This is a genomic window from Jiangella endophytica (genome assembly GCF_003427025.1).
In the GTDB taxonomy this organism is placed as follows: Bacteria; Actinomycetota; Actinomycetes; order Jiangellales; family Jiangellaceae; genus Jiangella; species Jiangella endophytica.
Genome location: NZ_QVAI01000001.1, coordinates 202,226 through 214,951 on the forward strand (window position 1 = coordinate 202,226; position 12,726 = coordinate 214,951).

12 protein-coding genes are annotated in these 12,726 nt (G+C 72.1%); 10 read left to right on the forward strand and 2 right to left on the reverse strand.

Annotated elements, in window-relative coordinates; translation table 11 throughout:
- Positions 1-12 precede the first annotated feature (12 nt).
- On the forward strand, positions 13-867 hold the full coding sequence (locus tag DZA62_RS36165; RefSeq protein WP_408618047.1) for a lysophospholipid acyltransferase family protein: 855 nt from the start codon (positions 13-15) through the stop codon (positions 865-867).
- A gap of 176 nt (positions 868-1,043) precedes the next feature.
- Here the strand turns inward: DZA62_RS36165 and DZA62_RS00930 are convergent, their stop codons facing one another.
- Positions 1,044-1,913 (reverse strand): HAD family hydrolase, encoded by an 870-nt coding sequence (locus DZA62_RS00930; RefSeq protein ID WP_116946912.1) that lies wholly within the window; start codon positions 1,911-1,913, stop codon positions 1,044-1,046.
- A 46-nt stretch (positions 1,914-1,959) separates the two neighbouring features.
- Between DZA62_RS00930 and DZA62_RS00935 the strand changes: the two genes are divergently transcribed.
- From DZA62_RS00935 to hemB, 6 genes are all read left to right on the forward strand, one after another.
- Positions 1,960-2,226: a glutaredoxin family protein gene (locus DZA62_RS00935; protein ID WP_232827201.1), complete on the forward strand. Its 267-nt coding sequence runs from the start codon at positions 1,960-1,962 to the stop codon at positions 2,224-2,226.
- A 137-nt stretch (positions 2,227-2,363) separates the two neighbouring features.
- Complete coding sequence (locus tag DZA62_RS00940; RefSeq protein ID WP_116946914.1) at positions 2,364-3,098, forward strand: redox-sensing transcriptional repressor Rex; 735 nt, start codon at positions 2,364-2,366, stop codon at positions 3,096-3,098.
- Positions 3,095-4,459, forward strand: coding sequence for a glutamyl-tRNA reductase (locus DZA62_RS00945; protein WP_116946915.1), 1,365 nt, complete (start codon positions 3,095-3,097; stop codon positions 4,457-4,459). Before DZA62_RS00940 ends, DZA62_RS00945 begins: the two co-directional genes overlap by 4 nt.
- Entirely contained in the window at positions 4,456-5,400 is a 945-nt protein-coding gene (gene hemC, locus DZA62_RS00950) for a hydroxymethylbilane synthase (RefSeq protein ID WP_116946916.1), read from the forward strand. Before DZA62_RS00945 ends, hemC begins: the two co-directional genes overlap by 4 nt.
- On the forward strand, positions 5,375-7,015 hold the full coding sequence (locus tag DZA62_RS00955) for a bifunctional uroporphyrinogen-III C-methyltransferase/uroporphyrinogen-III synthase (protein WP_116946917.1): 1,641 nt from the start codon (positions 5,375-5,377) through the stop codon (positions 7,013-7,015). Before hemC ends, DZA62_RS00955 begins: the two co-directional genes overlap by 26 nt.
- A gap of 106 nt (positions 7,016-7,121) precedes the next feature.
- On the forward strand, positions 7,122-8,105 hold the full coding sequence (gene hemB, locus DZA62_RS00960; protein ID WP_116946918.1) for a porphobilinogen synthase: 984 nt from the start codon (positions 7,122-7,124) through the stop codon (positions 8,103-8,105).
- 2 nt (positions 8,106-8,107) lie between these two features.
- Here the strand turns inward: hemB and DZA62_RS00965 are convergent, their stop codons facing one another.
- A complete protein-coding gene (locus tag DZA62_RS00965) occupies positions 8,108-8,992 on the reverse strand; it encodes an alpha/beta fold hydrolase (RefSeq protein ID WP_198663297.1) in 885 nt (294 codons plus the stop codon).
- A gap of 103 nt (positions 8,993-9,095) precedes the next feature.
- Between DZA62_RS00965 and DZA62_RS00970 the strand changes: the two genes are divergently transcribed.
- The 3 genes from DZA62_RS00970 to DZA62_RS00980 all read left to right on the forward strand — a co-directional run bounded on the left by DZA62_RS00970 (position 9,096) and on the right by DZA62_RS00980 (position 12,659).
- Positions 9,096-9,542 (forward strand): Fur family transcriptional regulator, encoded by a 447-nt coding sequence (locus tag DZA62_RS00970; protein ID WP_116946919.1) that lies wholly within the window; start codon positions 9,096-9,098, stop codon positions 9,540-9,542.
- Positions 9,539-10,987, forward strand: coding sequence for a catalase (locus DZA62_RS00975; protein WP_116946920.1), 1,449 nt, complete (start codon positions 9,539-9,541; stop codon positions 10,985-10,987). The genes DZA62_RS00970 and DZA62_RS00975 overlap by 4 nt, the downstream gene beginning before the upstream one ends.
- Positions 10,988-11,123: 136 nt before the next feature.
- Complete coding sequence (locus DZA62_RS00980; protein WP_116947510.1) at positions 11,124-12,659, forward strand: M28 family peptidase; 1,536 nt, start codon at positions 11,124-11,126, stop codon at positions 12,657-12,659.
- The last annotated feature ends 67 nt before the right edge of the window (positions 12,660-12,726 follow it).

The window sequence follows — 12,726 nt, forward strand, 5'->3', positions numbered from 1 at the left end:
GCCGGCAGGGTCCTGCGCGACCACCTCGGCGTCGACGGCGAACGGCTGGACCAACTGGTCGCGTTCGCCGGCCGCCGGCTGACCGGCGAGTTCGAGGTCGACCCGTTCGGCTTCGATCCGGAACTGACCGAGACCGTGCTGCTGCCGCTGTTGCGGCCGCTTTACCAGCACTGGTTCCGGGTCGAGGTGCGCGGCATCGAGAACGTCCCGGAGACCGGCGCGGCGCTGGTCGCGGCGAACCACTCGGGCACGTTGCCGCTCGACTCGCTCATGACGCAGCTGGCGGTGCACGACACCCACCCGAAGACCCGGCACCTGCGCGCACTCGGCGCGACGCTGGTGTTCCAGCTGCCCGTGGTCGCCGACCTCGCCCGCAAGAGCGGCACCACGCTGGCCTGCAACGAGGACGTCGAGGCGCTGCTGGGCAGCGGCGAGTTGGTCGGCGTCTGGCCCGAGGGCTTCAAGGGCGTCGGCAAGCCGTTCTCGCAGCGCTACAAGCTGCAGCGGTTCGGCCGCGGCGGGTTCGTGTCCGCCGCGCTGCGCACGAAGGCGCCGATCATCCCGTGCTCGATCGTCGGCGCCGAGGAGATCTACCCGATGATCGGCAACGCGGAGTCGCTGGCGCGGCTGCTCGGACTGCCGTACTTCCCGCTGACGCCGACGTTCCCCTGGCTGGGCCCGCTCGGGCTGGTGCCGCTGCCGTCGAAATGGATCATCGAGTTCGGCGAGCCGATCCGCACCGACGACTACCCGCCCGGCGCCGCCGACGACCCCATGGTGGTGTTCGAACTGACCGACCAGGTCCGCGACACCATCCAGGCGACCCTCATCGAGCTGCTGGAGCTGCGCGGCCCCGCTTTCGGCTGAGGCCGGCGCCCGCCCCGCCGGCCCCCGCCCCGCCGGCCCCCGTCCCGCCGGCCCCCGCCCCGCCCGACACCCCAACGCCGCACCGCCGTTGATCTTGGATTAGTTCGGCCATCTATCGGACATATCGCCCGCGATGGCCGAACAACTCCAAGATCAACGGCGGGGTGCGGACGGGGTCAGCGGCGCTTCCGGGCGGCGACGATGCCCACGGCGGCGCCGGCGACGGCGCCCGTCCCGGCCGCGATGCCCAGCGTCGTGTTGCGCCGCCGGGCCCGGTAGTCACGGATCCGCCAGCCGCGCTTGCGGGCGTGCCGGCGCAGCTTGCGGTCCGGGTTCACCGCGCATGGGAAGCCGACCAGCGAGAGCATCGGGATGTCGTTGGCGGAGTCGCTGTAGGCGGAGCACCGGTGCAGGTCCAGGCCCTCGCGAGCGGCCAGCGACCGGACGGCCGCCGCCTTGTCCTCTCCGTGCAGCAGGTCGCCGACCAGCCGGCCGGTGTACTCGCCGTCGACGTGCTCGGCGACGGTGCCCAGCGCGCCGGTCAGGCCGAGCCGCCGGGCGATGATCGTCGCCACCTCGACCGGCGCCGCCGTGACCAGCCACACGCGCTGGCCCTGGTCGATGTGCAGCTGCGCGATCGCCTGGGTGCCCGGCCAGATCTTGTCGGCCATCAGTTCCTCGAAGATCTCCTCGCCGACGCGGGACAGCTCCTCGACCGACCGGCCGGCGATGAACGACAGCGCCGCCGCCCGCGCCTCGACGATGTGGTCGGGGTCCTCGGCGCCGAGCGCGAACTGCAGCTGCTGACGGCCGAACCGGAGGATGTCGCTGGTGCGCAGCAGTCCGCGCTGGTACATGCCGCGGGCGAGGTAGAACAGCGAGGCGCCCCGCAGAACGGTGTTGTCGAGGTCGAAGAAGGCGGCCGCGCGCGCGTCGGACGGCAGCTCGATGCCGGCGATCGCCTCGGCGGTGCTGGCCGCGACGTCGGCCCGCGCCCGTTGCGACGCGGCCCCGGTCCGTTCCCTGCGCAAGCGCAAACCCGGCATGGTCGCCAAGACTAACGGCGGGCCGGGCTTGCGTACGGTTGACTCCGTGACGGACTCGAATCAGCTCCCGGGCGCGCGCGTCCTGCTGCTCGGCCGGCCGGGGTGCCACCTGTGCGACGACGCCCGCGCCGTCGTCGCCGCGGTCTGCGCCGAGCTGGGTGTGGGCTGGACGGAACGCAGCATCGTCGGCGACCCGGACCTGGAGCGGCGCTACGGCGAGCAGATCCCCGTCACGTTCGTCGACGGTGCTCAGCACGACTTCTGGCGGGTTGACGCCGATCGGCTGCGCCGCGCTCTCACCGGCGCCTTATAGAACATCCAGCCCAGAACAGCAACTTTGTGCACACGTTCACAAGCGTCTAGGCTGGGGCGCATCGTAAGTCCTGCCGGTTCGGGTCCGTCACCCGGCCCCCGGATGTCGCCTTCCGCGCCGGCCTACGGGGGAGTGTCGTGACCCGAAACAGCCGTCCGTCGTCCACACCGACACCAGCCGCAGCAGCGCAGCGCGGTGTGCCGGAGGCGACGGTCGCGCGGTTGCCGCTCTATCTGCGGGCGCTCACCACACTGGCCGAGCGGGGCGTAGCGACGGTGTCGTCCGAGGAACTGGCCGCGTCGGCCGGGGTCAACTCCGCCAAGCTGCGCAAGGACCTCTCCTACCTGGGCTCCTACGGTACCCGCGGCGTCGGCTACGAGGTCGACTTCCTGCGCCACCAGATCACCCGCGAGATCGGCCTGACCCAGGACTGGGCGGTCGTCATCGTCGGCATCGGCAACCTCGGCCACGCGCTGGCCAACTACGGCGGGTTCGCGTCCCGCGGCTTCCGCATCGCCGCGTTGGTCGACGCCGACCCCACCCGGCTGGGCGAGGAGGTGGCCGGCCTCAACGTCCGCAGCGCCGACGATCTGGAGCAGATCGTCCACGACCTCGGCATCGCCATCGGCGTCGTCGCCACCCCGGCGCGGGCCGCGCAGCTGGTCTGCGACCGCCTGGTCGCGGCCGGCGTCACCAGCATCCTCAACTTCGCGCCGGCCATCGTGCAGGTGCCCGAGGGCGTCGACCTGCGCAAGGTCGACCTCTCCACCGAACTGCAGATCCTCGCCTACCACGAGCAGCGCAAGAACGGCGCCGCGCTGGCCCTCACCGCCGAGCAGGCGGCCGAGCTGGCCGAGGCGGTGAACGGATGAGCGTGCTGGCCATCGGGGTCTCCCACCGAAGCGCGCCGGTCGAGGTGCTGGAGTCCGTCGCGCTCGACCGCGGGGGGGTCGGCAAGCTGCTCGACGAGGTGCCGTCGTCGCACCAGATCGCCGAGGCGGTCGTGGTCGCCACCTGCAACCGGCTCGAGCTGTACCTCGACACCGCCACGTTCCACGGCGGCATCGAGGAGGCCAGCGCGCTGCTGTCGCAGCACACCGGCGCGCCCATCGAGCTGCTGACGCCGTACCTCTACGTGCACTACGGCGACCGCGCGGTGTCGCACCTCTTCCACGTGGTGAGCGGCCTCGACTCCATGGTCGTCGGCGAGACGCAGATCCTCGGCCAGGTCCGCGACTCCTTCCGGCTCGCGCAGACGTCGGGCGCCGCCGGCCGGGTGCTGACGGAGCTGTTCCAGACGGCGCTGCGGGTCGGCAAGCGCGCGCACGCCGAGACCGGCATCGACGCCGCCGGACGCTCGCTGGTCACGCTCGGCCTGGCCCGGGTCCTGCCGGCGGTCGCCGCCGAGGGGTGGACGTCCGGCCGGGTCGGCGGCGCGTCCTGGCGCGAGCTGCTCACCGGCACGTCCGCGCTGGTCGTCGGCGCCGGCTCGATGGCGGCGCTGGCCGCGGCCACGTTGCAGCGCGAGGGCGTCGACGTCGTCGTCGCCAACCGCACGCACGAGAACGGCACCCGGGTGGCCGAGGCCGTCGGTGGCCGTGCGATCACGATGACGGAGGTGCCGCGGGCGCTGCGCGAGGTCGACCTCGTCATCTCCTGCACCGGCGCGGCCGGCGTCGTGCTGCCGTTCGAGACCGTCGAGACCGCGGTCGCGGACCGCGGCGGCCGCCCGCTGGGCATCGTCGACCTCGCCCTGCCGCGCGACGTCGACGCCGGTGTGGCCGACCTCCCCGGCGTCGTGCTGGCCGACCTCGCCCGCCTGAGCGAGGCCGCCGACGACGACGTCGCCGACGCCCGCAGCATGGCCGGCGACGTCTCCGCCGTCCGCTCGATCGTCACCGACGAGGTCGCCGCGTTCGCCACGGCCCGCCGCGCCGCCCAGGTGGCGCCGACCGTCGTCGCCCTGCGCAGCATGGCCGACGACGTCGTCGACGCGGAGCTCACCCGCATGGTCAGCCGGCTGCCCGACCTCGACGAGCGCACCCGCGCCGAGGTCGCCCGCACCGTCCGGCGGGTGGTCGACAAGCTGCTGCACCAGCCCACGGTGCGGGTCAAGGAGCTGGCCGCCCAGCCCGACGGCGCGTCCTACGAGGCCGCGCTGCGCGAGCTGTTCGCGCTCGACCGCCGGTCCATCGACGCGGTCGCCAAGCCCGACGGGACGGTGTCGCCATGACGACCACCCCGCTGCGGCTGGGTACTCGGCGCAGCGCCCTCGCGCTGGTCCAGGCCGGGTACGTCCAGGACCGCCTGCGCGCGCTCGGGCACGAGGTCGAGCTGGTCGAGATCACCACCAAGGGCGACGTGTCGACGGCGCCGCTGGACCGCATCGGCGGCACCGGCGTGTTCGTCGCCGCGCTGCGTGAAGCGCTGCTCGACGGCCGGGTCGACCTCGCCGTCCACTCGCTCAAGGACCTCCCGACGGCGCCGGCCGACGGCCTGGTGCTCGCCGCGGTCCCGGAGCGCGAGGACCCGCGCGACGCGCTGTGCGCACGCGACGGCCTCAAACTCTCCGACCTCCCGGCCGGCGCCCGCGTCGGCACCGGGTCGCCACGGCGCGAAGCCCAGCTGCGGGCGCTCGGGCTGGGCATCGAGATCGTCGGTCTGCGCGGCAACGTCGACACCCGGCTGGGCAAGGTCACCGACGGCACGCTCGACGCCGTCGTGCTGGCCCGCGCCGGGCTGGCGCGGCTGGGCCGGCTCGACTCCGTCACCGAGGTGCTCGACCCGATGCAGGTGCTGCCCGCTCCGGGTCAGGGCGCGCTCGGCATCGAGTGCCGCGGTGCCGACACCGCACTCGTCGAGGCGCTGGGCGCACTCGACGACCCCGCCGCCAGAGCGGCGGTCACCGCTGAACGGACCCTCCTCGCCGTGCTCGAGGCCGGTTGTACGGCGCCCGTGGGCGCCTACGCCGAGGCGGCGGAGGGAGAAAGTGGTCTCGAGCTGTACATCCGGGCCGTCGTGGCAGCACGCGACGGCTCGGTGAGTATCCGCAAGTCAGCCACCGGATCCCTCGGGGGGGCGGAGCAGATCGGGCGCGACCTCGCGCACGAGCTTCTCGCCGACGGGGCCGGGGCAGTCGTCGACGCCGCTGGGCCGGCGTCGAAGGAGGAATAGAGTCGTGACCACTCCGCGAGGCGCGCAGAAGCGCGCCGAAGAAGGTGGCGTCGCATTCGTCGGCGCCGGTCCCGGCGATCCGGGGCTGCTCACCCTACGGGCGGTCGAGGTGCTCGGTGGAGCCGACGTCGTCATCATCGACGAACCGGCGCACCACTCGATGCTCGCGTACGCCCCCGGCATCGTCGAGGTCGTCGATCTCAGTGTCGACGACGAAGGCGTCACCCTGACCGCGTCCGTGCGCGGGCGCCGTGTCGTCCAAGCCGCCAAGGGAGGCAGGCGTGTCGTGCGCCTGCTCGGCGGCGACCCGTTCACCCACGCCACCGGTGCCGACGAAGCGCTCGCCTGCGCCAAGGCCGGCATCCCGTTCGAGGTGGTCGCCGGCGTCGCCACGGCCACCTCCGTCGCGGCCCACGCCGGCATCCCGCTGGTCACCGGCCGTCGTCGCAGCGTCGAGATCTTCGACGTCGGCGGCAAGATCGACCTGCGGTCGTGTACGGCCGACACCGTCCTGCTGACCGGCGTCACCGAGCAGCTCGGCCACGTCGCCGACGCCCTCGTCGACGCCGGCCGGGTGCCGTCCACGCCGGTCGCCGTCGTGACGTCGGGCAGCACCGTCGAGCAGCAGACCGTCGTGTCGACGCTCGGCGGCATCGCGGCCGACGCCCGCGCGGCCAAGGTCGAGGGCCCGTTCGTCGTCATCGTCGGCGACACCATCGAGCACCGCGACACCCTGTCGTGGTTCGAGACCAAGTCGCTGTTCGGCTGGCGGGTCCTGGTGCCGCGCACGAAGGAGCAGGCCGGCGCGCTGTCCAAGGCGTTGCGCCGGTCCGGTGCGGTGCCCGAGGAGGTCCCGACGATCTCCGTCGAGCCGCCGCGCAACCCACAGCAGATCGACAAGGCCGTGCGCGGCATGGTCGAGGGCCGCTACGAGTGGATCGCGTTCACCTCGGTCAACGCGCTGCGGGCGGTCAAGGAGAAGCTGACGGCGTACGGCCTCGACGCTCGGGCGCTGTCCGGGCTCAAGGTCGCCGCGGTGGGCGAGAAGACCGCCGAGGCGCTGCGGTCGTGGGGCATCGAGCCCGACCTCGTCCCGTCCGGCGAGCAGTCCGCCGTCGGCCTGCTGGCCGACTGGCCGCCGTACGACGAGGTGCTCGACCCGATCAACCGGGTGTTCCTGCCGCGCGCCGACATCGCGACCGAGACGCTGGCGGCCGGGCTGACGGACATGGGCTGGGAGGTCGACGACGTCACGGCGTACCGCACGGTGCGCGCGGCGCCGCCGCCGGCCGAGACCCGCGACGCCATCAAGACCGGCAAGTTCGACGCGGTCGCGTTCACGTCGTCGTCGACGGTGCGCAACCTCGTCGGCATCGCCGGCAAGCCGCACGCGTCCACGGTCGTCGCCTGCATCGGGCCGGCGACGGCGAAGACCGCCGAGGAGCACGGCCTGCGGGTCGACGTCCTGGCGCCGGAGCCGTCCATCGAGGCGCTGGCCGACGCGCTCGCGCAGTTCGGCCTGACCCGCCGGCTGGCCATGGTCGAGGCCGGCGAGCCGGTGCTCAAGCCGTCGCAGCGGCGCCGGGCCTCGGCCCGCCGCAAGAGCGCCCAATGAATGATCACGTTCAGTAGGGGTTCTCCCGCTTCACCCTGAATGCATGCCTGGTGAAGCGGGAGGACGCATACTTGACGTGATCATTCAGGGGTCGGGAGAGGACACCATGGGGTACCCGGAGATCCGGCCGCGGCGGTTGCGCCGCACGCCGGCCATGCGCCGGCTGGTCGCCGAGACGTCATTGGAGCCGCGCCACCTGGTGCTGCCGATGTTCGTCCGCGAGGGTGCCACCGAGCCGCGGCCGATCCCGTCCATGCCCGGCGTGGTGCAGCACACCATGGAGTCGCTGCGCAAGGCGTCGCTGGAAGCCGCCGAGGCCGGTGTCGGCGGGCTGATGCTGTTCGCGATCCCGTCGCGGAAGGATGCGGTGGGCTCCGGCGGTGTCGACCCGAAGGGTCCGCTCAACGCCGCCATCCGCGAGGTCGTCGCCGAGGTGGGCGACGCCACCGTCGTCATGGCCGACCTCTGCCTCGACGAGTTCACCGACCACGGCCACTGCGGCGTGCTGGCGCCCGACGGCTCGGTCGACAACGACGCGACGCTCGAGGTGTACGGCCGCATGGCGGTCGCGCAGGCCGACGCCGGCGTCCACGTCGTCGGGCCGAGCGGCATGATGGACGGGCAGGTCGGCGCGGCCCGGGCGGCCCTCGACTCAGCCGGCCACACCGACGTCGCGATCCTCGCCTACGCCGCCAAGTACTCGTCGGCGTTCTACGGCCCGTTCCGCGACGCCGTCGAGTCGTCGCTGACCGGCGACCGCAAGACGTATCAGCAGGACCCCGCCAACGGGCTGGAGGCGCTGCGCGAGACCGCCCTCGACATCGAGGAGGGCGCCGACATGGTCATGGTCAAGCCGGCCATGTCCTACCTCGACGTGCTCGCCCGGGTCCGCGACCTCGTCGACGTCCCCGTCGCGGCGTACCAGATCTCCGGCGAGTACGCGATGATCCAGGCGGCCGCCGAGCGCGGCTGGATCGACCGCGACCGCGCCGTGCTGGAGACTCTGACGTCCATCCGCAGGGCCGGCGCCGACATCGTGCTCTCCTACTGGGCGGTCGAGGCCGCCCACTGGCTGCGCGCCAACCGCTGAGCTCAGGGGTGCACCCGCGCCAGGAAGTCGCGGGTGAGCCGCACCAGCTCGCCCAGGTGCGTCTCGATCAGCCAGTGGCCGCCGTCGGGCAGCACGTGCAGTTCGGCGTCGGGCAGGTCGGTCAGGTACGCGTGCGCGGCCTCGGACGGCATGTAGCCGTCGTGCGGGCCCCACACGATCAGCGTCGGCGGCCGGTGCCCGCGCAGATACGACTGGTAGGCCGGGAACAGCGCCACGCTGTCCTCGATCTGGGCGAACAGGTCGACCATGATCGCCCGGTTCTCCGGCTCCCGCATGCGTGCCCATGCCTGCTGCCACAGGTCCGGTGAGATGCGCTCGACGATGTGCGGCGGCACCTCGCCCCGCACCTCCTCGCGCAGTCCCTGCTCGGTGACCGCCGCCTCCAGCCGCGCGTGCAACTCCGGGGTCGGCGTCGCCCAGTAACGGCGCAGCAGCTCGTACTTCGGGCCGAGGGTGTGCTCGTAGGCGTCGCCGTTCTGGATGATCAGGGCGGCGACGCGCTCCGGCTGCCGCATGGCCAGCTGGAGACCGACCTGCGAGCCGTAGTCGAACAGGTACAGAGCGAACCGGTCGATGCCGAGCTTCGCCAGGAAGGTGTCGAGCACGTCTGCGTAGCCGGTGAACGTGTAGTCGAACTCCGACCGAGGCGGCTGCGAGCTGTAGCCGAAGGCCGGGTAGTCGGGTGCGATCAGGCGCCAGCGGTCGCCGAGGGCCGCCATGAATCCGCGGTACTGGAACGACGACGACGGATAGCCGTGCGGCAGCAGCACGACCGGCGCGTCCGGCGGACCAGCCTCACGGTAGAAGATCTCCAGACCGTTGATCGAGACGGTCCGATGGGCCGTGGGAACCAGGGTCGTCGACACCGTGTCACCTCCGCACCGGGACCGTTCCCCCAACGCGAAGGGACAAACGACTGGAATCGGACGCTTACTTGACTCATTCCAGAAAAGCGTCGAGGATCGACCTGTGCCCACCGACGAGGAGCTGCGCGACGACGCCACGTCGCGGCTGCGCGCGGCCGGGCTGCGGGTCACCGCGCCCCGCGTGGGCGTCCTCGTCGCGTTGGAGCGCGAGTCCCACGCCGACGCCGACACCGTCGCGCGGCACGTACGGGGCTCGCTCGGCGCGGTCTCCACCCAGGCCGTCTACGACGTGCTGCACGCGCTGACCGAGGCGGGACTGCTGCGCCGCATCGAGCCGGCCGGCTCCACCGCGCGCTACGAGACACGGGTCGGCGACAACCACCACCACATGATCTGCCGGGGTTGCGGCGTCATCGTCGACGTCGACTGCTCCGGGTTGGCGCCGTGTCTGGCGCCCGCACACCCGCACGGCTTCCTGCTCGACGAGGCCGAGGTGACCTTCTGGGGGCTGTGCCCCGAGTGCCAACCAGCGAACGAGGAGAATGCATGAGCTCTACGCCGCACACGACCACCAACTCCGGCGCCCCGGTGGCCAGCGACGCGCACTCGCTGACCGTCGGGCCGAACGGGCCGATCGTGCTGCACGACCACTACCTGGTCGAGAAGCTGGCCCAGTTCAACCGTGAGCGTGTCCCGGAGCGTGTGGTGCACGCCAAGGGCGGCGGCGCGTTCGGCGTCCTCGAGGTCACCGAGGACGTCAGCCAGTTCACCAAGGCCGCGCTGTTCCAGCCGGGCGCCCGCACCGAGTCGCTGGCGCGGTTCTCGTCCGTCGCCGGCGAGCAGGGCAGCCCCGACACCTGGCGCGACCCGCGCGGCTTCGCGCTGAAGTTCTACACGCCCGAGGGCAACTACGACCTCGTCGGCAACAACACCCCGGTGTTCTTCCTGCGCGACACCATCAAGTTCCCCGACTTCATCCGCTCGCAGAAGCGGCTGCCGGGCTCGAACCTGCGCGACAACGACATGCAATGGGACTTCTGGACGCTGTCGCCGGAGAGCGCGCACCAGGTCACCTGGCTGATGGGCGACCGCGGCCTGCCGCGTACGTGGCGCAACATGGACGGCTTCGGATCGCACACGTACCAGTGGATCAACGCCGGCGGCGAGCGGTTCTGGGTGAAGTACCACTTCCGCACCGACCAGGGCCACGAGTTCCTGGCCCAGTCCGACGCCGACCGCATCGCCGGTGAGGACGCCGACCACCACATCCGCGACCTCTACGAGGCGATCGCCCGCGGCGACGCGCCGTCGTGGACCGTGCACGTGCAGGTCATGCCGTACGCCGACGCCGCGAGCTACCGGTTCAACCCGTTCGACCTCACCAAGGTGTGGCCGAAGGTCGACTACCCGCTGATCAAGGTCGGCACGCTGCGGCTGGACCGCAACCCGGAGAACTACTTCGCGCAGATCGAGCAGGCCGCGTTCGAGCCGAGCAACTTCGTGCCCGGCATCGCCGCCAGCCCGGACAAGATGCTGCTCGGCCGCATCTTCTCCTACGCCGACGCGCACCGGTACCGCATCGGCACCAACTACGCGCAGCTGCCGGTCAACGCGCCGAAGAACGAGGCTCACTCGTACTCGAAGGACGGCGCCATGCGGTTCTCCTACGCCGCGCCGGAGCGTCCGGTCTACGCGCCGAACAGCCACGGCGGCCCGGCGGCCGAGCCGTCGCTGGTCGGCGACGCCGGCTGGGAGTCCGACGGCGAGATGGTGCGCGCCGCGGCCACCCTGCACTCCGAGGACGACGACTTCGGCCAGGCCGGCACGCTGGTCCGCGAGGTCCTCGACGACGCCGCGCGCGACCGGCTGGCCGGCAACATCGCCGGCCACGTCGGCCAGGTGAAGGACGACGCCCTGCGCCAGCGCGTCTACGCCTACTGGCGAAACGTCGACGAGACGCTCGGCAAGCGGGTCGAGGAGACCGTCGGCCGCTGATCCACCCCCCCGAACCCCCTGCGGCCGCGTTCGTGTGGCCGCAGGGGGTTCCGCACGAGACGGCACGGGCGTACCCTCCACCCTCAGCATGGGGTTCCGCAGGACCCTCCAGGACACCACGAACTGGGGAGCCGAGATGAAGCGGAACACAGCCTGCGCCGTTGCCGCCGCGGCGGCGATCGTCCTGGTCACCGCGCCGTTGGCGGGGGCGGCCAAGCCGACCGACAGCACCGCACTCCGGGGCGCCGTCACCGCCGACGGCATCATGGAGCACCTGCAGGCGTTCCAGGCCATCGCCGACGCCAACGGCGGCACACGGGCGTCCGGCACGCCGGGGTACGACGCGTCGCTGGAGTACGTTCAGGACCAGCTCGAGGCAGCCGGATACCAGACCACCGTGCAGCCGTTCCTCTTCGACGTGTTCGAGGAGCTCGCCGCGCCGGCGTTCGCGCGCGTGTCGCCGGACCCCGTCACGTATGCCGAGGCCGACGACTTCCTCACCATGGAGTACTCCGGCAGCGGCGACGTGACCGGCGCCCTCGTGCCGACCAACGACCTACTCGTCCCGCCGGCCGCGCAGCCCAGCTCCAGCAGCGGCTGCGAGGCCGCCGACTTCGCTCCGGCCTCCGCGACCGAGCCACAGGTCGCGCTGATCCAGCGCGGCACCTGCGACTTCACCGTGAAGGCGGTCAACGCGCAGAACGCCGGCTACGACGCGGTCGTGATCTTCAACGAGGGTCAGGAGGGCCGGACGGAGACGCTCGCGGGCACGCTCGGCGCCGACACCCAGGCGACGATCCCGGTCCTGGGGGCGAGCTTCGCCGTGGGCGCGGACCTCTACGCCCGGACCCAGGCCGGTCCCGTCGTCGTGCACGTGGTGACCTCCACACTGATCACGCGCGACGTGCCGACGGCCAACCTGCTCGCCACCACGGGCGAGGGGCGCGGCGACCGCCAGGTCGTGGTCGGCGCGCACCTCGACTCCGTCCCGGCCGGTGAGGGCATCAACGACAACGGGTCCGGCTCGGCGCAGAACCTCGAGATCGCGCTGCAGCTGGCCGCACTCGACATCGCGCCACGCAACCAGATCGTGTTCGCCTGGTGGGGCGCCGAGGAGGCCGGGCTGATCGGCTCGCAGTTCTACGTCGACTCCCTCACCCCGCGGCAGGTCAAGAACACCGCCGTCAACCTCAACTTCGACATGGTCGGCTCGCCGAACTACGTGCGGTTCGTCTATGACGGCGATGCCTCCGACACCGCCTCGCTCGGGTCGACCGGGTCGGGCGTCGTCGAGGACGTCTTCACCGACTACTTCGGCACGCAGGGCCTGGAGACCGAACCGACGGCGTTCGACGGACGGTCCGACTACGACGCGTTCATCAACGTCGGCATCCCGGCCGGAGGCCTGTTCACCGGCGCGGAAGGCGTGAAGACGGCCGAGGAGGCGGCGATCTACGGCGGCACCGCCGGCCTCGCCTACGACCCCTGCTACCACCAGGAGTGCGACGACCTCAGCAACCTGTCGGAGCAGGCGCTGGACGAGATGTCGGACGCCGCGGCGCATGCCACGCTGACCTTCGCCATGACGACCTCGGCCATCGAGGGCACCGACAAAGGCAACCCCGGCAGCCAGTCGGAGTCGCTGTTCCGCGGGTCGCACCTGCGGCGCTGAGACGGCTCTCGGCGGGAGCGGCCCGATCGCTGTGGGGGCGGCGTTCGGGCTGCTCGGGCCGCTTGCG